The following is a 25,317-nucleotide window of genomic DNA, read 5'->3' on the forward strand; positions in this document are numbered from 1 at the left end:
ACATGGCACATCATCACGCACCCTCAGGCCCGGTCGGTCCGGCGCCGTTGCCGCATCAGGTCGTCTACACGACCCTGCACTACGACACCCCGTGGTCCTACGAGAGCTATCTCAAGACCGGTGGCTATGCCGCACTGCGCAAGATCCTCGAAGAGAAGATCGCGCCGGCCGACGTCATCGAAATGGTCAAGGCATCGAACCTACGCGGCCGTGGCGGCGCGGGCTTCCCGACCGGCTTGAAGTGGTCGTTCATGCCCAAGGGTACGATGCAGAAGTACATCCTGTGCAACTCGGACGAATCCGAGCCGGGCACCTGCAAGGACCGCGACATCCTGCGTTACAACCCGCATTCGGTGGTGGAAGGCATGGCGATCGCCTGCTATGCCACCGGTTCGACCGTGGGCTACAACTACCTGCGTGGCGAGTTCCATCACGAGCCGTTCGAAAACTTCGAGCTGGCGCTGGCCGATGCGTATGCCAATGGCTGGCTGGGCAAGAACATTCTCGGCAGCGGCGTGGATATCGACATCTACGGTGCGTTGGGTGCCGGCGCCTACATCTGCGGCGAAGAAACCGCGCTGATGGAATCGCTGGAAGGCAAGAAGGGCCAGCCGCGTTACAAGCCGCCGTTCCCGGCGAACTTCGGCCTGTACGGCAAGCCGACCACCATCAACAACACCGAGACCTACGCGTCGGTACCAGCGATCATTCGCAACGGCCCGGAGTGGTTTCTGGGGTTGAGCAAGACCAAGAACGGCGGCCCGAAGATCTTCTCGGTGTCCGGCTGCGTGCAGAAGGGCGGCAATTTCGAAGTGCCGCTCGGTACCACCTTCGACGAACTGCTGGAAATGGCCGGTGGCCTGCGTCCGGGCCGCACCCTCAAGGGCGTGGTGCCTGGCGGTGTGTCGATGCCGGTGCTGAAGGCCGACCAGGTCGCCGGCCTGCAGATGGATTACGACACCTTGCGTGCATTGGGGACCGGTCTGGGTTCGGGCGCGATCGTGGTGTTGGATGACAGCGTCTGCTGCGTGCGTTTTGCCTGCCGCATCTCGCAGTTCTTCCACAAGGAATCCTGCGGTCAGTGCACCCCGTGCCGTGAAGGAACCGGCTGGATGCACCGCGTGCTCGAGCGCATCGTCGCCGGCAAGGCCACGATGGAAGACCTGCACCAGTTGCGCACCGTTGCCGGCCAGATCGAAGGGCACACCATCTGTGCGTTCGGCGAAGCCGCGGCGTGGCCGATTCAAGGCTTCCTGCGCCAGTTCTGGGACGAGTTCGAGTACTACATCGTCAACGGTCGTTCGATCGTCGACACGCACGTCGGAGTGGCCGCATGAGCGCCCAACCAGTGAACCCGAACGTGCCACCGGACCATGTCACCGTCGAAATCGACGGGCAGTCCCTGGTGGTGCCGAAGGGTTCGATGATCATCCAGGCGGCCGACAAGGCCGGCATCCCGATCCCGCGCTTCTGCTACCACGAGAAGCTGCCGATCGCGGCCAACTGCCGCATGTGCCTGGTGGACGTCGAAAAATCCCCGAAGCCGTCGCCTGCCTGCGCCACGCCGGTGATGGACGGCATGAAGGTCACCACGCGTAGCGAAAAGGCGCTGAAGTACCAGCGCAGCGTGATGGAATTCTTGCTGATCAATCACCCGCTGGACTGTCCGATCTGCGATCAGGGCGGCGAGTGCGAGTTGCAGGACGTTTCGCTCGGTTATGGCCGTTCGGTCAGCCGCTTCAACGAGCGCAAGCGCGTGGTGCCCGACGAGGACATCGGTCCGCTGGTCGCCACCGAAATGACCCGCTGCATCCAGTGCACCCGTTGCGTGCGCTTCACTGCGGACATCGCCGGCACCTACGAGTTGGGTGGCATGTATCGCGGTGAAAACTTGCAGATCGGCACCTACGACGGCAAGCCGCTGACCACCGAAATTTCCGGCAACGTCATTGACGTCTGCCCGGTCGGCGCGCTGACCAACAAGGTATTCCAGTTCCGTGCCCGCCCGTGGGAGCTGATGGCGCGCGAATCGCTCGGCTATCACGATGCGATGGGCTCGAACCTGTTCCTGCACGTGCGTCGCGGCGAGGTGCTGCGCACCGTGCCGCGCGAGAACGAGGCGGTCAACGAGTGCTGGCTGTCCGATCGCGATCGTTATTCGCATCAGGGCCTGTATTCGGAAGACCGTGCGGTCAAGCCGCTGAAGAAGGTCAATGGCGAGTGGAGTGAGGTGAGCTGGGCCGAAGGGCTGGCTGCCGCCACGCAAATCCTGCGTGACAACGCTGGAGATCAGCTCGGCGTACTGGTGCATCCGTCCACCTCCAACGAGGAAGGCGCGCTGCTCGCACGTCTGGCCGAAGGACTGGGCAGCGGCAATCTGGATCACCGTCTGCTCAACCGCGATTTCTCCGATGCTGCGGTGGCCGAAGCGTTTGCCACGCCGTTGGCCGAGATCGAGCAGGCCGATGTGGTGGTGCTGTTCGGCACCAACGTGCGTCACGAACTGCCGCTGCTGCATGCGCGTCTGCGCAAGGCCAACATCCAGAACGGGACCAAGATCCATTCGGTCAACCCGGTCGATTTCGATTTTGCCTTTACCCAGGCGAGCCGCACCGTGGTCGCGCCGTCGCAGCTGGCTGGCGCGCTGGACGATACGGCATTGCGCGATGCGGTCAAGGGCGCCACGCGTGCCGTGATTGTGGTCGGCGCATTGGCCGAAAATCATCCGCAGGCTGCGGCATTGCGTGCTGCTGCACGTGACTTCGCTACTGCAACCGGCGCTTCGCTGTGCCGTATTCCGCAGGGAGCCAATGCTGTCGGTTTGGTCTCGCAAGGTGTACTGCCGAGCGCACGCGATGTCACCGGCATGTTGACGCAGCCGCGTCAGGCGTATGTGCTGTATGGCATCGAGCCGGGTCTGGATTTTGCCGACGCCGCCGCTGCTCGAAGCGCGCTTGCTGGTGCCAAGGTCGTTGCCTTCAGCCAGTTCGCCTGTGCTTCCACGCGCGATGTGGCCGATGTGATTCTGCCGATCGGCGCATTGCCGGAAATCGATGCCTCGCTGACCAATCTCGATGGTCGCGTGCAGACTGCACGTGCTGCCGGCCGCTTGCCGGTGGAAGCGCGCGAAGGTTGGCGCGTGTTGCGCGCACTTGGTGGTGAGCTGGGTCTGGCCGGTTTCGAATTCATCGATCTGGTCGGCCTGCGTGCCGGCCTGCAGAACCGCAGCGTGACGCCTGCAACCTCCGCACAGCCAGTGGCTGCGAGCGAGGGGCTGGAAGTGGCCGCGACCGCTGCGATCTATCGCACCGACGCAGTGGTACGCCGTGCCGCTGCACTGCAATCGCATCCGCTCAACATCGCGCCGTGTGTAGCGATGCATCCAGAGCAGGCAGCGCAGTTGCAGATTGGCGCAGGTCAGATGGTCAAAGTCGGCACCGATGCCGGTAAGGCAACGCTGCCGGTGGTGCTGGACAAGCGCGTCGCACCGGGGACGGTGTGGATCGAATCCGGCCATGGCGCGACCGCGCCGCTTGGTGCCGGTCGGGTAACGGTGGTGGCTGCATGAACGAATTGCTGTTGAATCTGGTCAATCCCTTGCACCAGTGGTTCGTCGGACTGGGCGATGGCGGCGTGGTGTTGTGGACCGTGCTGAAGATCCTGCTGATCGCGGTGCCGGTAATCGTGGCAGTGGCGTTCTTTGTGGTCTGGGAGCGCAAGCTGATCGGTTGGATGCACGTACGCCACGGGCCGATGTACGTGGGCATGGGCATCTTTCAGGCCTTTGCCGACGTGTTCAAACTCCTGTTCAAGGAGATCGTGCAGCCGAGCAGCGCGCACAAGGCGATGTTCATCATCGCGCCGCTGCTAACGCTGGCGCCGGCCTTCGCGGCCTGGTCGGTGGTGCCGTTCGATGCGCAGCTGGTGCTGTCCAACGCTAACGTCGGCTTGCTGTATCTGCTCGCGATGACCTCGCTGGGCGTGTACGGCATCATCCTGGCCGGCTGGGCCTCCAACTCCAAATACGCGTTTCTGGGTGCGATGCGCTCGGCCGCGCAGGTAGTCAGCTACGAAATCGCGATGGGCTTTGCGCTGGTCGGCGTGATGATCGCGTCGGGCAGCGTCAACCTGAGTCAGATCGTGTTTGCGCAGGGCGGGAGCTCGGGCGTAGGCGATTGGTTCCTGATCCCGCTGTTCCCGTTGTTCATCGTGTACTGGGTGTCCGGCGTCGCCGAAACCAATCGCGCGCCGTTCGACGTGGTGGAAGGCGAATCGGAAATCGTTGCCGGCCACATGGTGGAGTATTCAGGCGGTGCGTTCGCGCTGTTCTTCCTGGCCGAATACGCCAACATGATCCTGGTCAGCTTCCTGATCTCGATCTTCTTCCTTGGCGGTTGGTTGAGCCCATGGCCGCAGGCCTGGGGCAATCCGGATATCTCGCCGTGGATCGATTGGCTGTGGAAGGGCGGTTGGCCGTGGCTGTTGATGAAGGTGTTTTTCTTCGCCAGCGCTTACATCTGGTTCCGTGCCAGCTTCCCGCGCTACCGCTATGACCAGATCATGCGTCTTGGCTGGAAGGTGTTCATTCCGCTGACGATCGTGTGGATCGCAGTAACGGCGTTGATGGTGTTTTACGGCGTGATCCAGAAGGGCGTGTAATTGATGAACAAGATCACCCATTACTTCAAAAGCTTGCTGCTGCTCGAACTGCTCGGAGGCTTGTGGCTGACGTTGAAATACACGTTCAAGCCCAAGTACACCGTGCTGTATCCGATGGAGAAGTTCCCGCAGTCGCCGCGCTTCCGTGGCGTGCATGCGCTACGCCGTTATCCCAACGGCGAAGAGCGTTGCATCGCCTGCAAGCTGTGCGAAGCGGTGTGCCCGGCGCTGGCGATCACCATCGACTCGGCCAAGCGCGAGGACGGTTCGCGTCGTACCACCCGCTACGACATCGATCTGTTCAAGTGCATCTTCTGCGGCTTCTGCGAAGAAAGCTGTCCGGTGGATTCGATCGTCGAGACGCACCTGCTCGAGTATCACTTCGAGAAGCGCGGCGAAAATATTCTTAACAAGCCGCAGCTGCTGGCGATCGGAGACCGGTTCGAGACCGAGATCGCCGAGCGTCGCGCTGCCGATGCCGCCTTCCGTTGAGGTCATGATGGACTGGGTCAAAATTGCTTTCTACGCGTTCTCCGCCGTCGCGGTTGTCTCTGCGGGTGCGGTGATCAGCGTGCGCAATCCGGTGTACGCCGTGTTGTGCCTGATCCTCACCTTCTTCTCGATGGCGTGCATCTGGTTGCTGGTCGGCGCCGAGTTCCTTGGCGTGACGCTGGTGCTGGTCTACGTCGGTGCGGTGATGGTGCTGTTCCTGTTCGTGGTGATGATGCTGGACATCGACACCAGCCGCCTGCGCGAGGGTTGGGTCAAGTACATGCCGGTCGGCGTCATCGTGGCGGTCGCCATGTTCGCGCAGATGGTCACCCTGATCGGCGTCAAGGCACGTAGCGCCACGCCGTTCCCGGCCGACAATGCTGCTGCGCAGGCTGCCGACGTGTCGAACCTGACCTGGTTGGCCAAGAGCCTGTACACCGAGTTCTTGCTGCCATTCGAATTTGCCGCAGTGATCCTGACCGTGGCCGTGGTAGCTGCAGTGATGCTGACCTTGCGCAAGCGCACCGGCATCAAGCTGCAAAACGCGGGTGATCAATCGCGGGTGAAGGCTGGTGATCGCCTGCGCATGGTCAAAATGGCGGTTGAAAAGCCGGTACAGGTCGCGCCGAAGCTGGATGCGGCTGACGGACAGGAGGCGAAGTCTTGATTACCTTGGGCCACCTGCTTGGACTGGGCGCGGTGCTGTTCTGCATCTCGCTGGCCGGCATCTTCCTCAATCGCAAGAACGTCATCGTGTTGCTGATGTCGATCGAGTTGATGCTGTTGTCGGTCAACGTCAACTTCATTGCGTTCTCGCGCGAGCTCGGCGATCCCGCAGGCCAGTTGTTCGTGTTCTTCATCCTGACCGTTGCCGCTGCGGAGGCTGCGATCGGCCTTGCGATTCTGGTGACTCTGTTCCGCACGCGCCGCACGATCAATGTGGCCGAAGTCGATACGTTGAAGGGCTGACCTGTAGATGGAAATCACTCTCTCCAAGAGTCTGTTGATCGCAGTGGTGCTTGCACCGCTGGTCGGCAGCATCATCGCCGGCCTGTTCGGTCGCCAGGTAGGGCGCAAAGGCGCGCAATACGTCACGATCCTGGGCGTGGCGGTCAGCTGCGTGCTGTCGTGCCTGACGCTGTACCAATTAGTGGAGCAGGGCGCCAGCCCGTTCAACCAGAACCTGTATACCTTCTTCGACGTCGGTAACTACTCGGCGCATGTCGGCTTCATGGTCGACCGCCTGACCGCGATGATGATGGTGGTGGTGACCTTCGTGTCGCTGCTGGTGCACATCTACACCATCGGCTACATGGAAGAAGACCCGGGTTACCAGCGCTTCTTCAGCTACATCTCGTTGTTCACCTTCTCCATGCTGACGCTGGTGATGAGCAACAACTTCCTGCAGCTGTTCTTCGGCTGGGAAGCGGTGGGCCTGGTGTCGTATCTGCTGATCGGCTTCTGGTTCAAGCGCCCGACTGCGGTGTTTGCCAACATGAAGGCGTTCCTGGTCAATCGCGTCGGCGACTTCGGCTTCATTCTCGGCATTGCCGGTGTGCTGCTGTGGTTCGGTTCGCTGGATTACTCCACCGTGTTCGCCAACGCGACCACCATGGCCGGTGCCAAGGTGCAGCTGTTCGCAGGCCACGAGTGGAGCGTGATGACGCTGATCTGCATCTGCCTGTTCATCGGTGCGATGGGCAAGTCGGCGCAGGTGCCGCTGCATGTGTGGCTGCCGGACTCGATGGAAGGACCGACGCCGATTTCGGCACTGATCCATGCCGCGACGATGGTGACCGCCGGCATCTTCATGGTCGCGCGCATGTCGCCGCTGTTTGAGCTGTCGGAAACCGCACTCAACTTCATCCTGTTCATCGGTGCGACCACGGCCTTCTTCACCGGCCTGATCGGCATCGTGCAGAACGACATCAAGCGCGTGGTTGCGTATTCCACGCTGTCGCAGCTGGGCTACATGACCGTGGCGCTGGGCGTGTCTGCCTACTCGGCGGCCGTGTTCCATCTGATGACGCATGCTTTCTTCAAGGCGCTGCTGTTCCTGGCGGCCGGCTCGGTCATCATCGGCATGCACCACGAGCAGGACATGCGCAAGATGGGCGGCCTGCGCAAGTACATGAAGGTGACCTACTGGACCAGCGTGATCGGTACGTTGGCACTGGTCGGTACGCCGTTCTTCTCCGGCTTTTACTCGAAGGACACCATCATCGAGGCAGCTGCGCATCATGCCCACGAGTCGCATAGCTGGATCGCGACCTATGGCTACTGGGCGGTGCTCGGCGGCGTGCTGGTCACCAGCTTCTACAGCTTCCGTCTGCTGTTCCTGACCTTCCACGGCAAGGAGCGCTTCCGCGACGCCCATGCGCACGATGCCCATGGACACCACGACAGCGCACACACCGACGCCGAAGCACAGGTCCACGCGCACGATAGTCATGCGCACGACGCCCATGCACACGATACGCATGGGCACGATGACCACGGTCATGGCCATCACGGTGCCCATGAGCCGCACGAATCCAAGTGGGTGGTGACGCTGCCGCTGATCCTGCTGGCGATCCCTTCGGTGGCGATCGGCTTCTTCACCATCGGCCCGATGTTGTTCGGCACCGATTGGCAAGGTCACCACGCGGCGCATGCCATCAAGGGGCAGGCGGTCTCGTTCTTCACCGGCATTGTCGATTTCTACGATCCGGCACGCGACACCGTCGGTGCACTGGCCGAAGAGTTCCATGGTCCGGTGGCCTTCGCGCTGCACGGCATGATGGCGGCGCCGTTCTTCCTGACTGTCGCTGGCCTGTTGCTGGCTGCTCTGTTCTATCTCTGGAAGCCGGAGCTGGCCACCAAGTCGCGCAAGGCGTTCGCGCCGGTCGTGTGGCTGCTGGAAAACAAGTACGGTTTCGACAAGCTCTGGATCAATGGCTTCGCCGGTGGCGGCGTGGTCCTTGGCAAGGCGTCACGTGCCATCGATACCCATGTGGTCGACGGTGTCGTCGTCAATGGTTCTGCCCGACTGATCGACCTGGCTGCAAATCTGCTGCGTCGCACGCAATCCGGTTTCCTCTATCACTACGCCTTCGCAATGATCATCGGTTTGATCGCCTTGTTGGCGGTACTGATGCATTTCTGGCGTTGACCTGTACGGAATAAGAAAACGTGTCGAACTGGCCTTTACTGTCTATCTTGATCTGGCTGCCGATTATCGGTGGCGCCCTGATCCTTGCGTTGCGCAACGCCGAGACTGCCCGCTGGGCATCGCTGGCGGTGGCGGTGGCGACCTTTGTGTTGAGTCTGCCGCTGCTGGGCTACGACACCGCCAATGACGCCTTGCAATTCGTCGAACTGCATGCCTGGATCCCTGCCTACAACATTGGCTACAACCTGGGCGTGGACGGCATCGCGGTCGCGTTGATCGTGCTGACCACACTGGTGACGGTGCTGGCCCTGATCGGCGCCTGGCGCTCGATCGACAAGCGCGTCAATCAGTACGTTGCGGCGTTCCTGATCCTGGAAGGCGTCACGCTTGGCATCTTCGCTGCCACCGACGCGATGCTGTTCTACGTCTTCTTCGAAGCCATGCTGATCCCGATGTTCCTGATCATCGGTGTCTGGGGCGGCCCGCGGCGTATCTATGCGGCGATGAAGTTCTTCCTGTACACCTTCCTCGGCTCGGTGCTGATGCTGGTGGGCCTGGTCTACCTGTATCTGAAGGGCGGCAGCTTCCAGCTTGCCGACTTGTACGCGCTGCAGCTGACCGCCAAGGAGCAGACCTGGATCTTCTTCGCGTTCCTGATCGCCTTCGCGGTCAAGGTGCCGATGTTCCCGGTGCATACCTGGCTGCCCGACGCGCACGTTGAGGCACCGACCGCCGGTTCGGTGATCCTGGCCGCGATCGCGTTGAAGATCGGTGGCTACGGCTTCCTGCGCTTCAACCTGCCGATCGTGCCGGACGCCAGCCATGAGTTCGCCTGGTTGGTGATCACGCTGTCGCTGATCGCGGTGATCTACGTCGGCCTGGTGGCGTTGGTGCAGGACGACATGAAGAAGCTGGTGGCGTATTCGTCCATCGCGCACATGGGCTTCGTCACTCTCGGCACCTTTATCGCCTTCACCCTGGTGCGCGACTACGGCAGCACCGATGCCGCACGTCTGGGCCTGCAGGGTGCGATGGTGCAGATGATTTCGCATGGTTTCGTGTCCGGTGCGATGTTCTCCTGCATCGGCGTGCTGTACGACCGCATGCATACCCGCCGCATCGCCGATTACGGCGGCGTGGTCAACGTGATGCCGTGGTTTGCCACCTTCGCCATGCTGTTCTTCATGGCCAATGCCGGCCTGCCGGGTACCAGCGGTTTCGTGGGCGAGTTCATGGTGATCCTGGCCAGCTTCCAGAAGCACCCGTTGATCGCCTTCGGCGCGGCCACCACCTTGGTGATCACTGCGGCTTACACGTTGTGGCTCTACAAGCGCGTGTTCTTCGGTGAAGTGGCCAACGCACACGTGGCCGAGCTGAAGGACATCAATGGCCGTGAGGCATTCGTGCTGGGGGTGTTCGCCGCTGGCGTGCTGGCCCTGGGCCTGTATCCGAAGCCGCTGACCGATCTGATGGAACCATCGATCGCCAAGCTGGCTACCCAGATTGCCGCGACCAAGCTGTAACTGCTTGCCGTACGTACCGATTTTCAGGATTTGATGATGACCACGCCAACGCTCGCGCCGTTGACCACCGCTGACCTGGCTCCGCTCGCACCGGAGCTGGTGCTGATCGGCGGCGCCTTTGCTCTGTTGATGCTCGATCTGTTTATGAGCCAGCGGCACAAGGTCTGGACCCACCTGTTCTCCGTAGCCGTGCTGGCCGTGGTGTTCGCGTTGCTGGCGACCGGAACGGGCGGGCAGGGCGAAGCCTTCCACGGCATGTTTGTCCGCGACACCGCAGCCGACGTCATGAAGACGGTGATCGTTCTGGTCAGTGGGTTGAGCCTGGTCTACGGCTGGACTTACTTGCGCGAACGCAATCTCTATCAGGGCGAAATCCCGGTACTGGTGTTGTTCGCCACCGCGGGCATGATGCTGCTGGCCTCGGCAGGCAGCCTGCTGATGGTGTATCTGGGTCTGGAACTGCTGGCCCTGTGCTCGTACGCCCTGGTCGCGTCCAATCGCGATAACGGCCTGGCCACCGAAGCGGCGATGAAGTATTTCGTGCTTGGTTCGCTGGCGTCGGGTCTGTTGCTGTACGGCATGTCGCTGGTCTACGGCGCCACCGGCACCTTGAGCCTGGCGGGTATCCACGACGCGATCGAAGGCTCCAACGAGCGCACGCTGCTGCTGACCGGCACCATCTTCATGATCGCCGGTGTGGCCTTCAAACTTGGCGCTGCCCCGTTCCACATGTGGCTGCCCGACGTGTATCAGGGTGCGCCGGCACCGATCGCGTTGTTCATCAGTTCCGCGCCCAAGTTGGCTGCCTTTGGTATGGCCTATCGCCTGCTCGAAGTCGGCATGGGTCCGTTGTCGCCGCAGTGGCATCTGTTGATCGGCGGCCTGTCGGCACTGTCGCTGGTGATCGGCAACCTGATGGCGATTGCGCAGACCAATCTCAAGCGTATGCTCGCGTATTCGACCGTCTCGCATATCGGCTTCCTGTTGATGGGCGTGGCCGGTGGCGGCGAAGAAGGCTATGCCGCGGCGATGTTCTACGCAGTGAGCTACACCATCATGTCGACCGCTGCGTTCGGCGCCATCATCGCGTTGTCGCGTAACGGGTTTGAAGCCGAGAACATCGACGACTTCAAGGGGCTCAACGCACGCAATCCATGGATGGCCGGCCTGGTGCTGTGCATCATGGCCTCGCTCGCAGGTATCCCACCGTTCCTTGGCTTCTGGACCAAGCTGGCCGTGTTGGGCGCCGCGGTGAAGGGCGATATGTTGTGGCTGGCGTTGGTCGGCGTGCTCTGCGCGGTGATCGGTGCGTACTACTATCTGCGCGTCATCAAGGTTATGTACTTCGATGAGCCGGTGGGTGAGCCGTTGCCGGCCAACAACGACCGCGTGCTTGGTACCGTCCTCGGCGTCAACGCACTCGCACTGCTGGCACTCGGTCTGGCCTGGAGCCCGATCATGGTGTGGTGCCAGCGCGCATTTGCGGGCCTTGCGTAAGACTTACGTGCCTGCATACCGTTGTGGGCGCGTGCGTCAGGCGCGCCTTTGACGCGTTACTGAAATAAAGTCGTGATTGCTGTTTCGTTTTTGTTGCAATGCGGTTATCATTTGCCGCGACGTTGAAGACCTCCAAGGTTTTCAATCGATGAAAAACTAGGGCTTGCAATTGCCGCTCAAGTTCTTCATAATTCCGCTTCTGCTGCGGGGTGGAGCAGTCTGGCAGCTCGTCGGGCTCATAACCCGAAGGTCGCAGGTTCAAATCCTGCCCCCGCTACCAAGTTTGAATTGCTGCTTTAATGCAGTTTGCCTTAGGGCAGCAGTTCATGTTCTTGGATCGCAAAGACGCATGTTCCCGTCTTTGCGCCGACCCTGAGAGGTCGGGCTTTTTTCACGCAAGGGGCCCATCGGGCCCCTTGTTTTTTCCGGAACCGGAAAGTTTGCTGCCGGTTGCCGGGGTTCTACTGGCAATCATTTGATCAGGGCAGTCTGTGAGCGAAAAAGCGACCGAAATCGCGAATCTGCTGAGTCCAACGGTTGAGTCCTTGGGCTTGGAACTGCTGGGTGTGGAATATCTTCCCGCTCCAGGTGGCGCCACGTTGCGCTTGTATATCGATGTGCCGCTGGCCGAACAGCCCGAGCGTGTGATCAACGTCGATGACTGCGAGCGCGTGAGCCGCGAAGTCTCCGCCCAGCTCGACGTCGAAGATCCCATCACCGGTAACTACACGCTTGAAGTGTCTTCGCCGGGTGTGGACCGTCCCTTGTTTACGCTTGAACAGTTCGCACGTCATGTCGGCGAGTCCGCAAAGATCGTGTTGAAGCTGGCGCAGGCTGGTCGGCGCCGCTTTCAGGGCAAGATCCTGCGGATCGAGGCGGAGGCCGACGCCGTGGTGTTTGCCATCGACGGCAAGGACGTGCAGATCGGCTTCGACAACATCGACAAGGCGCGCATCCTGCCGGATTGGGTCGCTTTGGGCCTGGCGCCGCAAAAACCGAATAAGCCCGGCCCGAAAAAACCCGGGCACGAGAAGAAGAAACCATCCAACGAGTCGGCGGCTGGCAAGCCGCGCGCGGAGTGACTAAATGAGCAAGGAACTTTTGCTGGTAGTGGATGCGGTGGCCAATGAAAAGGGCGTGCCGCGCGAAGTGATCTTCGATGCGATCGAGGCCGCGTTGGCTTCCGCAGCGAAGAAGCGCTATCCCGACCAGGACGTGCTGGCGCGCGTGACCATCGATCACAAGGACGGTAACTACGAAACCTACCGTCGTTGGGAAGTGGTTGCCGACGATGTGGTGATGGAGTCGCCGGATCGCCAGGTGCGTCTGATGGATGCCATCGACGAAGCCGACGGCGTGGATGTGGGCGACTACATCGAAGAACAGATCGAAAACCCGGATTTCGGCCGTATCGCCGCGCAGGCTGCCAAGCAGGTGATCGTGCAGCGTGTGCGCGAAGCCGAGCGTCAGCAGGTTGTGGACGCATGGAAGGATCGCGTCGGCGAGTTGATCACCGGTGTGGTCAAGCGTGCCGAGCGCGGCAATATCTTTGTCGATCTGGGCGGCAATGCCGAAGCCTTCATTCCGAAGGACAAGGGCATTCCGCGCGATGTGCTGCGTCCGGGCGACCGCGTACGCGGCTATCTGGCCGAAGTGCGTTCGGAACCACGTGGCCCGCAGCTGTTCATCAGCCGCGCCGCGCCGGAATTCATGATCGAGCTGTTCAAGCTCGAAGTGCCGGAAGTGGGCCAGGGCCTGGTCGAGATCAAGGCCTGCGCACGCGATCCGGGCGACCGCGCCAAGATCGCCGTGATTGCGCACGACACCCGCACCGATCCGATCGGCGCGTGCATCGGTATGCGCGGTTCGCGCGTGCAGGCGGTGTCCAACGAGCTCAATGGCGAGCGCGTGGACATCGTGTTGTGGAACGAGAATCCGGCAAACTTCGTCATCAATGCGATGGCGCCGGCCGAAGTGCAGTCGATCATCGTCGATGAAGACAAGCATTCGATGGACCTGGCCGTGGCGGAAGATCGCCTGGCCCAGGCGATCGGCAAGGGCGGCCAGAACGTACGTCTGGCCAGCCGCCTGACCGGTTGGCAGCTCAACGTGATGACCGCCGACCAGGTGGCCGCCAAGTCCGAAGCCGAACAGACCTCCGCGCGCCAGTTGTTCATGGATCGCCTGGAAGTGGACGAAGAAATCGCAGCGATTCTGGTGACCGAAGGTTTCAATACGGTCGAAGAAATCGCCTACGTGCCGGTCGGCGAGTTGCTGGCGGTGGAAGGCTTCGACGAAGACATCGTCGAAGAGTTGCGTGCCCGTGCCCGCGATGCGCTGCTCAACGCCGCGCTGGCCGAGGAAGAAGGCCTGGAAGGAACTCAGCCCACCGAGGACCTGCTGGCGCTGGAGGGGATGGACGAGGAAACGGCCTTTGCTCTGGCCGAGCACGGCGTGCGCACCAGCGAGGACTTGTCCGACCTGGCAGCGGACGAGATCGTCGACTTCGGCATCGAGGGCTTGACCCAGGAGCGCGCCGCGGCGCTGATCCTGGCGGCCCGCGCCGAGGAGATCGCCCGTTTGGAGCGCGGCGAATGAGCCGGCAATGAACCGCGCCCTGACCCCATCAGGGCTTAGAATCAGCGCTTCCCTTGCTCTGGGCGAGGGGGCGCCAACCAGATCATAGGATCCGAATGTCGCAGCAAACCACCATCCGCAAGCTTGCCGAACTGGTCAATACGCCGGTCGATAAACTGCTGGTTCAACTGGCCGAGGCCGGAATGAAGTTCAGCGGTCCCGACCAGGTCGTGACCAGCACCGAGAAGATGAAACTGCTTGGCTTCCTGCGTCGCACGCATGGCAAGGCCGAGACGCCTGCCGAAGCGGCAACCGAAGCAGCCAAGAAGATCACGCTCAATCGGCGCAAGCTGCAGGAAGTCACGGTCAGCGCCGGCCGCACCAAAACCACGGTCAACGTGGAGGTGCGGCAGAAGCGCACCTACGTGAAGTCCGAAAATGAAGGCAGCGGCCGTGCTGCGCCGATGACGCCGGACGAAGAGCGCGCTGACATCCTAGCCAAGCTCGCCGCATCGCGTCAGCGCAATCTCGACGAGCAGCAGGCGCTTGCAGAAAGCGACCGCGTGCGCGACGAAGCGATTCAGCGCAAGCGCGATGAAGAGCAGGCCGCGAAGGACCGTATCGAAGCCGAGCGCAAGGCTGCCGAGGAAGCCGCTGCGGCTGCCAGTGCGCCGGCGCCGGTTGCCGCCGCGCCTACGCCGTCTTCCGCTCCTGCAGCACGTGCGCCGTCGTCGCCGTCTTCTGCACCGCGTCCGGCCCGTCCGGCTGGCGCATCGCCCGCGTCGCGTCCGGCCACGCCGGCACGTCCGGACGATCGCAATAATGCGGCCAAGCACAAGACGCGCGGTTCGCACGTCATGGTGGCCGGCGTCGAAGACGACGATGCGACCAAGCGCTTTGCCGGGCAGTTGCATCTGTCCGCTGCTGATCGCGCGCGGCGTTCCAATGTGCGTAGCAAGCCGACCGGTCGTCCGGGTTCGTCTTCTTCGCGCCGCGGCAACGACAGCGGGCGGGGCGGCAATCAGGGCAACAGCGGCCCGCACGGGTTCGAGCGTCCGACCGCACCGGTGGTGCGTGAAGTGGCGATCGGCGAAACGATCACTGTGGCCGATCTGGCGCAGAAGCTCGCGCTCAAGGGCGGCGATGTGGTCAAGGCGCTGTTCAAGATGGGCGTCATGGCGACCATCACCCAGAGCATCGACCACGACACCGCGTCGCTGGTGACCGAAGAACTCGGCCACAAGGCCACGCGTGCCGACAATGCCGACTTCGAGGATGCGCTGCTGGCGCATGCCGAAGGTGCCGAAGGCGATGCCGTGCAGCGTCCGCCGGTGGTGACCATCATGGGTCACGTCGATCACGGCAAGACCTCGCTGCTGGATTACATCCGTCGCACCAAGATCGCCTCGGGCGAAGCCGGTGGCATCACCCAGCACATCGGTGCGTATCACGTCGAAACCGGGCGTGGCGTCATCAGCTTCCTGGATACGCCCGGCCATGCCGCGTTTACCTCGATGCGTGCACGTGGCGCCAAGATCACCGATATCGTGGTGCTGGTCGTCGCTGCCGATGACGGCGTGATGCCGCAGACCAAGGAAGCGGTGGCGCACGCCAGGGCGGCGGGCGTTCCGTTGATCGTGGCGGTGAACAAGATCGACAAGGCCGGCGCGGATCCGCTGCGGGTCAAGAACGAATTGCTGGCCGAAAACGTGGTGGCCGAAGACTTCGGCGGCGACACCCAGTTCATCGAAGTGTCGGCCAAGCTCGGTACCGGCGTGGACACGCTGCTGGATGCGATCTCGCTGCAGGCCGAAGTGCTGGAACTGAAGGCGCTGTCGGAAGGCCGCGCCAGCGGTACCGTCATCGAGTCGTCGCTGGACAAGGGCCGCGGCCCGGTCGCCACGGTGCTGGTGCAGCAGGGTGCGCTGAAGAAGGGCGATTACCTGGTCTGCGGTATCCAGTACGGCCGTGTGCGTGCGTTGTTCGACGAGACCGGTCATCAGCCGACCTCGGCGGGCCCGTCGATCCCGGTGCAGGTGCTCGGCTTGTCCGGCGTGCCGGAAGCCGGCGACGACTTCGTGGTCGTCGACGACGAGCGTCTGGCCAAGGACGTGGCGCAGCAGCGCGAAACCAAGCGTCGCGAGTCGCGTCTGGTGGCTTCGGCAACCAACCGCATGGAAGACATCCTGGCGCAGATGGGCAAGGGCGAAGGTCAGCAGGTGTTGAACCTGGTGATCAAGGCCGACGTGCAGGGTTCTGTGGAAGCGCTCAAGCAGTCGCTGGTGGCGTTGTCCAACGACGACATCCGCATCAACGTGATCCACTCCGGCGTGGGCGGCATCACCGAGTCCGATGCGAATTCGGCCGCCGCTTCCAAGGCGACGATGATCGGCTTCAACGTGCGTGCGGATGCATCGGCACGCAAGATCGTCGAATCCAATGGCGTGGATCTGCGTTACTTCTCGATCATCTATGACGTGATCGATCAGGTGAAGCAGGTCGCCTCCGGTCTGCTCGGCGTGGAAATCCGCGAAGAGATCATCGGTATCGCGCAGGTCCGCGACGTGTTCCGCAGCTCCAAGTTCGGCGCTGTTGCAGGCTGCATGATCATCGAAGGCGTGGTGAAGCGCAGCAAGCCGATCCGCGTGCTCCGCGACAGCGTCGTGGTGTTCGAAGGCGAGCTGGAATCGCTGCGTCGCTTCAAGGAAAACGTCGAGGAAGTGCGCAACGGTACCGAGTGCGGTATCGGCGTGAAGGCCTACAACGACGTCAAGGCCGGCGATCAGATCGAGTGCTTCGAGCGTATCGAAGTCGCGCGCACGCTGTAACGGCTGCGGCTGTCATGGCGACCGGGGCCTGCAGGCCCCGGCGTCGGCAAGCTGGAGTCGGTAACGCCCGATTTTTGGACAGCACGTTTTGCAAGGCGAGGGCGGCATGGCCGCCCACGTTCGTTTTTGGCTTCGGTGCCATCTGGCCCTCCGAATCAACCAGGTCCACGACCATGCCAACCAAATCATTCCATCGCACCGACCGCGTCTCGGCGCAGGTGCGTCGCGACCTCGGCACGATCGTGCACGCGGCCGTGCGCGATCACGGCCTGCCATCGGTCAGTGTGTCCGATGTCGAAGTCACCCGCGACCTTGCGCATGCCAAGGTGTTCGTCACCGCGCTGCAGCAGGAGCGCTCGGTCGAAGCGGTCAAGGGGCTCAAGGAAATCGCCGGTCAGCTGCGCACGCAGTTGGCGCGTGCGATGAAGCTGCGCCACGTGCCCGAGCTGCACTTTCATTACGACGATTCGGTCGATCGCGGCGAACGCATCGACAACCTGCTGCGTGACCTGGACGACATCGGCCCCGAGGCCGCCTCCAGCGACGAAGACGCCGAGCAGCGCTGAGCGCTGTCTGGGACGGCCGCCTCTTTCTACGCGGCTATGATTTCAACGGGCGCGCATGGCGCCCGATTCGAGCACTGATCTTTTGAAACCCCGCATCGTCTATCGCCCGTTGCACGGCATCCTGTTGCTCGACAAGCCGGCCGGAGTCAGCTCCAACACCGCATTGCAGTCCGCACGCCGTTTGCTGCGCGCCGAAAAGGGCGGCCACACCGGCAGCCTGGATCCGCTGGCCACCGGCTTGTTGCCGTTGTGTCTGGGCGAGGCCACCAAGATCGCCGGCGTGTTGCTTGGTTCGGCCAAGGCCTACGACGCCGAGGTCGTGCTGGGCGTCACCACCGATACCGACGATGCCGATGGCGAACCGCTGCGCGAGCGTGCGGTGCCCGAGTTGAGCGAAGACGCCCTGCGTGCGGCGCTGGCGCCATTTATCGGCCGTATCGCCCAACAGGCACCAATCTACTCGGCACTCAAGCAGGGCGGCGAGCCGCTATACGCCAAGGCACGCCGCGGCGAGATCATCGAGGCGCCGGTGCGCGAAGTCGATGTGCATGCGATCGAACTGATCGGATATGCCGCGCCACGCTTGCAACTGCGTGTGACCTGCGGTTCGGGCACGTATATCCGCAGCCTGGCGCGCGATCTGGGCGAGGTGCTTGGGTGCGGCGCGCATATCGCATCGTTGCGTCGGCTCTGGGTCGAGCCGTTCCGCAGCCCGCAGATGATCACGCTGGAAGCGCTGTCTGCGGCGCTGGACGCCGGCACCGATGCGCAGGAATTGTTGCTGCCGATCCGGGCCGGATTGGCCGATTTTGCGCGGATCACCCTGGACCAGGCACATACGGCCCGTTTCCGCATGGGCCAGCGCTTGCGCGATGCTGCATTTCCGGCTGGCCAGGTGGCTGTGTTCGGGGCTGACGGAATCCCCTTGGGCCTAGGCCTGGTGGACATGGAAGGGCGATTGTCGCCCCAGCGCTTGTTCAATGGACTGAACGAAGCCCAGGCTTGTTAAGTTTTAGTCAACTTGTCCCCGGGCTCGCACGACGTTACAATTTCGCGGCCCCGTTCGGGGCACCTCCAGCGCCAAGCGCGCTCATCCCAAGCAAACGGCGAGTCCGGCGGTGCGTCATGCACGTTCCTGTCGACCACGCATCTATCGAGAAAACACATGTCCGTCGACACCCAGAAAGTGATTGAAGACAACAAGCGCAGCGCCCAGGACACCGGCTCCCCGGAAGTGCAGGTCGCTCTGCTGACCGCCCGCATCGAACTGCTGAGCGGTCACTTCAAGACCCACAAGAAAGATCACCACAGCCGTCGTGGTCTGCTGCAGATGGTCAACCGCCGCCGCAGCCTGCTCGACTACCTGAAGAAGAAGGACAGCGAGCGTTACAAGTCGCTGATCGAAAAGCTCGGCCTGCGCCGCTAATCGAGTCCTACCACCGCGGTGCAGCGATGCGCCGCGGTTTTGTTTTGGTCGTTCGAATTCCGTTATTTGCACGATGTAGTTCATGGGCCGGAGCCTCCCGGCCGCCCGTTCTCGGCATGGGTCGACGACGGTCCAACGAAGACAGCAACACCTAAGGAAAAAACCTCCGTGGCAAAAATCACCAAAACCTTCCAGTACGGCAAGCACACCGTCACCCTGGAGACGGGCGAAATCGCTCGCCAGGCAGGCGGCGCCGTCATCGTCAAGTTCGACGACACCGTACTGCTGGTCACCGCCGTCGCCGCGAAAAGTGCGCGCGAAGGGCAGGACTTCTTCCCCCTGACGGTTGATTACCAGGAGAAGTTCTATGCCGGCGGCCGCATCCCGGGCGGCTTCTTCAAGCGCGAAGGACGTGCGACCGAGAAGGAAACGCTGATCTCGCGCCTGATCGACCGTCCGATCCGTCCGCTGTTCCCGGAGGACTACAAGAACGAAGTACAGATCATCGCCACGGTGATGTCGATGAACCCGGACATCGACGGCGATATCGCCGCGCTGATCGGCGCATCGGCCGCACTGTCGCTGGCCGGTACCCCCTTCAACGGCCCGATCGGCGCCGCCAAGGTGGGCTACAAGAACGGTGAGTACATCCTCAACCCGACCATCTCTGAGCTGAAGGATTCGCAGCTGGAGCTGGTGGTTGCCGGTACCGCCAATGCGGTGCTGATGGTGGAGTCGGAAGCGGCGCTGCTGTCCGAAGAAGTGATGCTGGGCGCGGTCACCTTCGGTCACCGCGAGCTGCAGAAGGTCATCAACGTCATCAACGAGCTGACCGTCGAAGCCGGCACCAAGCCCAGCACCTGGGTTGCGCCTGCCAAGAACACCGCGCTGATCAATGCACTGAAGGAAGCGGTCGGCGCGCAGCTGTCCGGTGCCTTCCAGGTGCGCGACAAGCTGCAGCGTCGCGACGCGATCTCCGCGATCAAGAAGGACGTGCTCGAGTCGCTGGCCGGCCGGGTTGCCTCGGAAGGTTGGAGCAATGCCGAGCTGTCGAAGGAATTCGGCGAGCTGGAATACCACACCATGCGCGACTCGGTCCTGGAGACCAAGGTGCGTATCGACGGCCGTGCACTGGATACCGTGCGTCCGATCTCGGTGCAGGCCGGCATCCTGCCGCGTACCCACGGCTCGGCGCTGTTCACCCGCGGCGAGACGCAGGCGATCGTGGTCACCACGCTGGGCACCGCCCGCGACGGCCAGGTGATCGATGCGGTCAGCGGCGAGTACAAGGAAAACTTCCTGTTCCATTACAACTTCCCTCCGTACTCGGTGGGCGAGTGTGGTCGTTTCGGTGCGCCCAAGCGCCGCGAAATCGGTCACGGCCGTCTGGCCAAGCGCGGCGTGCTCGCGGTGATGCCGAGCCTGGAAGAATTCCCGTACACCATCCGCGTCGTCTCGGAAATCACCGAGTCCAACGGTTCTTCGTCGATGGCTTCGGTGTGCGGCAGCTCGCTGGCGCTGATGGATGCAGGTGTGCCGGTCAAGGCACCGGTGGCGGGTATCGCCATGGGCCTGGTGAAGGAAGACGACCGCTTCGTGGTGCTGTCCGACATCCTGGGTGACGAAGATCACCTGGGCGACATGGACTTCAAGGTGGCCGGTACTGCCGAAGGCGTGTCCGCGCTGCAGATGGACATCAAGATCGAAGGCATCACCGAAGAGATCATGAAGCAGGCATTGCAGCAGGCCAAGGCTGGCCGTCTGTACATCCTGGGCGAGATGTCCAAGGCGCTGACCACCCCGCGTCTGGAGCTGAGCGACTACGCGCCGCGTCTGCTGACCATCAAGATCCACCCGGACAAGATCCGCGAAGTGATCGGCAAGGGTGGCTCGACCATCCAGGCGATCACCAAGGAAACCGGTACGCAGATCGACATCCAGGACGATGGCACGATCATCATCGCCTCGGTGAATGCGATTGCCGCGCAAGCTGCGAAGTCGCGCATCGAGCAGATCACCTCGGACGTGGAGCCGGGCCGCATCTACGAAGGCAAGGTCGCCAAGATCATGGACTTCGGTGCGTTCGTCACCATCCTGCCGGGCAAGGACGGCCTGGTGCACGTCTCGCAGATTTCCAGCGAGCGCGTGGAGAAGGTCGGCGACAAGCTGAAGGAAGGCGATCTGGTCCGCGTCAAGGTGCTGGAAGTGGACAAGCAGGGCCGCATCCGTCTGTCGATCAAGGCAGTGGAAGAAGGCGAGGGCGTGCCGGCTTCGGCCGAGTAATCGCTGCGGGCTAATGCATCACTTGGGTGATGCATGACGAAAAAGCGGGCTTCGGCCCGCTTTTTTGTTGTCCGATAGCAATGCTTTCCTTCTCCCTCCGGGAGAAGGTGCCCCGCAGGGGCGGATGAGGGTACGAGCGAAGCCTCGTGCAGTTCGAACGACGCGAGGGCTTCGCCTCGTACCCTCACCCCAACCCCTCTCCCGGCGGGAGAGGGGCTCTGATCCTTCTTACCCAGGCTGCTGCGTCGGCGCAGGTTGCGCTTCGGGACGCGGCGGCACAACACGCGGAAAACCCGGCGGCATCGGTTGATCTGCGGGCAAAACGGAAGGCGCCGGCAATGGCTCACTCGGTGGTGGCGCGGTCATTACCGCATCAGGACGCAGCTTCAACAAGGCAGCCCAGTCGCGTCGATTGAAATCGCACAGTTCTTCATGCGCTGGCGTGCATTCGCTGGCGATGCCCAGGCTGTCTTCGTTCTGGTCCTGAGCAGTGTCCGACTGCGGCGTCGGCAACACCACGCGGCCAGCGCGATCCAGCGGCATCTTGCGCATCATCACCGTGTTGAACACATTGCCGCCGATCAAATACAGCGTGCGGTCGCCACCGACATTGGCAGCTATCACCACATCGCAATGCGATTGCCACGGCATCGGTGCGCTACCGCCAAGCGCGGCCTTGAGGCCGGCATAGCCGAGCGACACAGTGCGTCCACGCAGCAGGCAGAGCATATCGCCAGGGGCGGGTTTTTCCACTGCAGGGTCGGTGAACCGATACGGGCCGCTGGCGCCGTCGTTATAGGCGCTGCGGATGTAATCCAAATGGCGCGCGGAGCGATGGAAGCCGCTCAGGCTGGCTTGCGTCATCACCCATGAGATGAAAGCCGCCGACCAGGGATTGTCGACCACAAACGCGCGGCACTCGCTGGCGGTATAGCGCGTGCCATCCAGCGCTGCGCAATTGGATGCGCCGGGGCGACCGCCCATCGATGCCAGCGTGCCGCTGTCGCGCCAGTAGCCTGCGACGCGTTGCCATGCGACCACGCCATGGTCGGCGAGATAGCCCGATTCGGCTTCGGTCACGCCAAGACTGGCCAGGCGACCTTTGGTATCGATGAAGGGGTGTTGCCACAAGCGGTGTTCGTTGCAGGCGCTGCGCACGATGGCGATCGCTGCCGGGCTGGTGCCGAACCGTGGCGGCATGTCGCACACTTCCGCAGCAGCCGCGCTGCCGCCCCATCCTGCCAGCAACACGCAGATCCACGGCCAAGGTTTTACAGTCATCGCAGATCCAGTACTGAACAATCGCAGCAGGCTGACAGAGCTGCCTGCGGGCACACGTGAAATCTAGTGTGGCGGCGAGCCGAGTTTGAGCGACAGATCCACCGCCTGCACGTGCTTGGTGAGGCCGCCGATGGAAATGCAGTCCACGCCATCGTTGGCAATCGCGGCAATGCCGGCCAGATCCACGCTGCCTGACACTTCGAGCGGAATGCGTTGTTCAAGTGGCAGGGCGGCAACGATACGCACGGCTTCGCGGCGCATTGCCGGGTCGAAGTCGTCGATCAGGATGCGCGTGCAGCCCACCTGCAATGCTTCGCGTAGTTGCTCCAGCGTTTCCACTTCGACCACCAGCGGCAACTGCGGTTGCTGCGCACGTGCGGCATGCACGGCGGCGCTCAACGAGCCGGCGGCGCGAATATGGTTTTCCTTGAGCATCACCGTATCGAACAAGCCGATGCGGTGATTGTCGCCACCGCCGCAGCGCACTGCGTATTTCTGCGCGGCGCGCAGCCCCGGTAGCGTTTTGCGGGTGTCCAGGATGCGCGTGCCGGTGCCGGCCACCGCAGCAACGTACGCAGCGGTAGTGGTCGCGGTAGCCGAGAGCGTCTGCATGAAATTGAGCGAGGTGCGCTCAGCGCTGACCAGGCTGCGGCTGCGGCCATGCAGGAGGGCCAGCACGGTGCCGGCACGTACGTGCTGGCCTTCGTGCACGTGCCAGTCGATACGCACCTGCGGGTCGAGCGCACGATGCGTGGCGTCGAACCAGGGGCGGCCGGCGATCACCGCATCCTGCTTGCATAGCAGATACGCGCTGTCGGCCTGATCTGGCAACAGCGCGGCGGTGACATCGCCAGTGCCGATGTCCTCGGCCAGCGCGCGTGCCACATCGGCATCCACCAGCGCGGCGGGTGGCGCCTCCGGCACGGTCGTGCGTGCGGAAGAACTCACTTTTCGGGGAAGTCGGCGATCTGCGCAGTGCCGATGGCTTCCTCGGCCAGCAGCACCGGAATGCCGTCGTCGACGCGGAAGATCTGCTTGCGGTCGCGGGTGATCAGCGCCTCGCGCAGCGGCTGTGCCTGCACTGTGCCGTCGGCACGCTGCAGGTTCCCGCCGGCGATGGCGGTGTTGAGTGCCTCCAGGCCCTTGCCGTCGAGCAGCGAGAGCGGTTGGCGGGTGTCGGGCGAGCACAGCAGGTCGAGCAGTTTGCGATCCATCGAAGTCTTGTCTTGCGTGGAGATTGGCTAGAATACGTCTTTACCGCAGGGCAGGGCCATGACCTCCAACCACTCCGCGCCGCTGGTCGGCATCGTGATGGGCTCCCGTTCGGATTGGGAAACCATGCAACACGCAGCTCAAAAGCTCGATGCCTTGGGCGTGCCTTACGAAGTCAAGGTGGTCTCGGCGCACCGCACCCCCGATGTGTTGTTCACCTATGCCGAGCAGGCGGGCGAACGCGGCCTGCGTGCGATCATCGCTGGCGCTGGCGGCGCGGCGCACTTGCCGGGCATGTTGGCGGCCAAGACGGCGGTGCCGGTGCTGGGTGTGCCGGTGCAGTCCAAAGCGCTCAACGGCATGGATTCATTGTTGTCCATCGTGCAGATGCCGGCCGGGATTCCGGTTGCCACGTTTGCCATCGGCAATGCCGGTGCCGCCAATGCGGCGTTGTTCGCCGCGGCGATGCTGGCACCCGAGCAGGCGCAGATCGGCCTGGCATTGGCGCAGTTTCGTGCCAAGCAGACCGACGATGTGATGGCCAGCGACGACCCGCGCCAATGACCACGGTTGGCATTCTGGGTGGCGGCCAACTGGCACGCATGTTGGTGTTGGCCGGCGCGCCGTTGGGCTTGCGCTTTGCGGTGTTCGACCCGTCCGCCGATGCCTGTGCAGGGCAGGTGGCACCGCTGCAGGTCGGCGCATTCGACGAGACGGCTGCGCTTGCCGCATTCGCAGCGCAGGTGGATGTGATCACCTTCGATTTCGAAAACGTGCCGGCCGCCAGCGCGCAGCAGTTGGCCGCGCAGGTGCCGGTGTTTCCCAGTGCTGCCGCATTGGCGGTGGCGCAGGACCGGCTCAGCGAAAAAACCTTGTTCGGCGAGCTTGGCATTCCGGTGCCCGAGTTCGCCGCGATCGACGATCGTGCGGGACTCGATGCGGCATTGGTGCGCATCGGTACGCCCTGTGTGCTCAAGACGCGCCGCTTCGGCTACGACGGCAAGGGTCAGTTCCGCATCAGGACGCTGGCCGATGCCGATGCCGCATGGGAAGCGCTTGGCGCGCAGGCTGCGAAAGTAGGGCTGATCGTGGAAGCCTTCGTGCCGTTCCAGCGCGAGGTCAGCGTGGTGGCGGTGCGCGGCCGCGATGGCGAGTTCCGCGCCTGGCCGCTGACCGAAAACTGGCATGTGGACGGCGTGCTCTCGGCCAGTCTTGCGCCTGCAACTGTGGGTGCCGAGTTGCAGGCGGCAGCCGAGGCGCATGCGCGCGCGATCGCCGAGCGGCTGGACTATGTGGGTGTGTTTGCGCTGGAGCTGTTTGTGCGCGATGGCGAGCTGCTCGCCAACGAGATGGCACCGCGCGTGCACAACTCCGGCCATTGGACCATTGAAGGCGCAGAGACCTCGCAATTCGAAAACCATGTGCGTGCGGTGCTTGGTTTGCCGCTCGGCAGCACCGCGATGCGCGGGCACGCCTGCATGCTCAACTGGCTGGGTACGATGCCGGACGCTGCTGCGTTTCTGGCAGTGCCCGGCGGGCACTGGCACGACTACGGCAAGCAATCGCGTGCAGGCCGCAAAGTCGGCCATGCAACGCTACGCGCCGATACGCCGCCGCTGCTTGCGCGCGCACTGGTCAATGCGGGCAGTGCCTTGCAGCGTGAAACGCAGGTTGAACCGGTGATTGCACGCTTGAGCGAGGCGTGATCTTCAAGGCGTATGAGCGGTGACGCAGTGATAGAGGCAAAACGCGCGACTCGTACTTAAGCCTTGTCGCGCAGATCGATAGCCGCCACGCGCGGCGCTGCAGCAGTCGATCGCTC

Annotated in this window: 21 protein-coding genes and 1 tRNA gene; 19 read left to right on the top strand and 3 right to left on the bottom strand. The window is 62.8% G+C overall.

Annotated elements, in window-relative coordinates:
* Window positions 1-2: 2 nt before the first annotated feature.
* From nuoF to pnp, 17 genes are all read left to right on the top strand, one after another.
* The gene (gene nuoF, locus AC1KVG_RS12065) at window positions 3-1,337 is read left to right on the top strand and encodes an NADH-quinone oxidoreductase subunit NuoF (protein ID WP_023904457.1); all 1,335 of its coding nucleotides are present in this window, start codon (window positions 3-5) and stop codon (window positions 1,335-1,337) included.
* Complete coding sequence (gene nuoG, locus AC1KVG_RS12070) at window positions 1,334-3,568, top strand: NADH-quinone oxidoreductase subunit NuoG (protein ID WP_481094549.1); 2,235 nt, start codon at window positions 1,334-1,336, stop codon at window positions 3,566-3,568. The genes nuoF and nuoG overlap by 4 nt, the downstream gene beginning before the upstream one ends.
* Window positions 3,565-4,659, top strand: coding sequence for an NADH-quinone oxidoreductase subunit NuoH (gene nuoH / locus AC1KVG_RS12075; protein WP_168957709.1), 1,095 nt, complete (start codon window positions 3,565-3,567; stop codon window positions 4,657-4,659). Before nuoG ends, nuoH begins: the two co-directional genes overlap by 4 nt.
* 3 nt (window positions 4,660-4,662) lie before the next feature.
* Window positions 4,663-5,151: an NADH-quinone oxidoreductase subunit NuoI gene (gene nuoI, locus AC1KVG_RS12080; RefSeq protein WP_006450559.1), complete on the top strand. Its 489-nt coding sequence runs from the start codon at window positions 4,663-4,665 to the stop codon at window positions 5,149-5,151.
* Window positions 5,152-5,155: 4 nt separating this feature from the next.
* Window positions 5,156-5,818 (top strand): NADH-quinone oxidoreductase subunit J, encoded by a 663-nt coding sequence (locus AC1KVG_RS12085; protein ID WP_172839317.1) that lies wholly within the window; start codon window positions 5,156-5,158, stop codon window positions 5,816-5,818.
* A complete protein-coding gene (gene nuoK / locus AC1KVG_RS12090) occupies window positions 5,815-6,120 on the top strand; it encodes an NADH-quinone oxidoreductase subunit NuoK (protein ID WP_006450557.1) in 306 nt (101 codons plus the stop codon). The genes AC1KVG_RS12085 and nuoK overlap by 4 nt, the downstream gene beginning before the upstream one ends.
* A gap of 7 nt (window positions 6,121-6,127) precedes the next feature.
* On the top strand, window positions 6,128-8,302 hold the full coding sequence (gene nuoL / locus AC1KVG_RS12095; RefSeq protein ID WP_481094550.1) for an NADH-quinone oxidoreductase subunit L: 2,175 nt from the start codon (window positions 6,128-6,130) through the stop codon (window positions 8,300-8,302).
* 20 nt (window positions 8,303-8,322) lie between these two features.
* Entirely contained in the window at window positions 8,323-9,825 is a 1,503-nt protein-coding gene (locus tag AC1KVG_RS12100; RefSeq protein WP_023904453.1) for an NADH-quinone oxidoreductase subunit M, read from the top strand.
* A 36-nt stretch (window positions 9,826-9,861) separates the two neighbouring features.
* Window positions 9,862-11,322 (top strand): NADH-quinone oxidoreductase subunit NuoN, encoded by a 1,461-nt coding sequence (gene nuoN, locus AC1KVG_RS12105; RefSeq protein WP_043908815.1) that lies wholly within the window; start codon window positions 9,862-9,864, stop codon window positions 11,320-11,322.
* A gap of 203 nt (window positions 11,323-11,525) precedes the next feature.
* Window positions 11,526-11,602 (top strand) — tRNA-Met (locus tag AC1KVG_RS12110).
* A 211-nt stretch (window positions 11,603-11,813) separates the two neighbouring features.
* Window positions 11,814-12,404 carry a ribosome maturation factor RimP gene (gene rimP, locus AC1KVG_RS12115; RefSeq protein WP_481094551.1) on the top strand — a complete coding sequence of 197 codons (591 nt, stop codon included), beginning with the start codon at window positions 11,814-11,816 and terminating at the stop codon, window positions 12,402-12,404.
* A gap of 4 nt (window positions 12,405-12,408) precedes the next feature.
* Complete coding sequence (gene nusA, locus AC1KVG_RS12120; RefSeq protein WP_006450552.1) at window positions 12,409-13,920, top strand: transcription termination factor NusA; 1,512 nt, start codon at window positions 12,409-12,411, stop codon at window positions 13,918-13,920.
* A gap of 95 nt (window positions 13,921-14,015) precedes the next feature.
* Entirely contained in the window at window positions 14,016-16,727 is a 2,712-nt protein-coding gene (gene infB, locus AC1KVG_RS12125; protein ID WP_043889306.1) for a translation initiation factor IF-2, read from the top strand.
* 173 nt (window positions 16,728-16,900) lie between these two features.
* Window positions 16,901-17,293, top strand: a complete 393-nt coding sequence (gene rbfA, locus AC1KVG_RS12130; protein ID WP_006450550.1) for a 30S ribosome-binding factor RbfA — start codon at window positions 16,901-16,903, stop codon at window positions 17,291-17,293.
* Between the two features lie 82 nt (window positions 17,294-17,375).
* Window positions 17,376-18,302 carry a tRNA pseudouridine(55) synthase TruB gene (gene truB, locus AC1KVG_RS12135; protein ID WP_481094552.1) on the top strand — a complete coding sequence of 309 codons (927 nt, stop codon included), beginning with the start codon at window positions 17,376-17,378 and terminating at the stop codon, window positions 18,300-18,302.
* 156 nt (window positions 18,303-18,458) lie between these two features.
* Entirely contained in the window at window positions 18,459-18,719 is a 261-nt protein-coding gene (rpsO, locus tag AC1KVG_RS12140; RefSeq protein ID WP_006450548.1) for a 30S ribosomal protein S15, read from the top strand.
* Window positions 18,720-18,887: 168 nt separating this feature from the next.
* Window positions 18,888-21,002, top strand: coding sequence for a polyribonucleotide nucleotidyltransferase (gene pnp / locus AC1KVG_RS12145; protein ID WP_229011885.1), 2,115 nt, complete (start codon window positions 18,888-18,890; stop codon window positions 21,000-21,002).
* 228 nt (window positions 21,003-21,230) lie between these two features.
* Here the strand turns inward: pnp and AC1KVG_RS12150 are convergent, their stop codons facing one another.
* From AC1KVG_RS12150 to AC1KVG_RS12160, 3 genes are all read right to left on the bottom strand, one after another.
* Entirely contained in the window at window positions 21,231-22,283 is a 1,053-nt protein-coding gene (locus AC1KVG_RS12150; protein ID WP_481094553.1) for a DUF2272 domain-containing protein, read from the bottom strand.
* A gap of 63 nt (window positions 22,284-22,346) precedes the next feature.
* Window positions 22,347-23,231: a carboxylating nicotinate-nucleotide diphosphorylase gene (gene nadC, locus AC1KVG_RS12155; protein ID WP_481094554.1), complete on the bottom strand. Its 885-nt coding sequence runs from the start codon at window positions 23,229-23,231 to the stop codon at window positions 22,347-22,349.
* A complete protein-coding gene (locus AC1KVG_RS12160; RefSeq protein ID WP_023904445.1) occupies window positions 23,228-23,497 on the bottom strand; it encodes a Trm112 family protein in 270 nt (89 codons plus the stop codon). The genes nadC and AC1KVG_RS12160 overlap by 4 nt, the downstream gene beginning before the upstream one ends.
* A 58-nt stretch (window positions 23,498-23,555) precedes the next feature.
* On the opposite strand from AC1KVG_RS12160, the gene purE reads away from it, so the two are divergent.
* Together purE and AC1KVG_RS12170 are read left to right on the top strand one after the other, a co-directional pair.
* Window positions 23,556-24,059 (top strand): 5-(carboxyamino)imidazole ribonucleotide mutase, encoded by a 504-nt coding sequence (gene purE / locus AC1KVG_RS12165; protein ID WP_006450542.1) that lies wholly within the window; start codon window positions 23,556-23,558, stop codon window positions 24,057-24,059.
* A complete protein-coding gene (locus AC1KVG_RS12170) occupies window positions 24,056-25,201 on the top strand; it encodes a 5-(carboxyamino)imidazole ribonucleotide synthase (protein ID WP_481094555.1) in 1,146 nt (381 codons plus the stop codon). Before purE ends, AC1KVG_RS12170 begins: the two co-directional genes overlap by 4 nt.
* Window positions 25,202-25,317: the final 116 nt, after the last annotated feature.

It is taken from the genome of Xanthomonas sp. NCPPB 3959 (genome assembly GCF_056675575.1).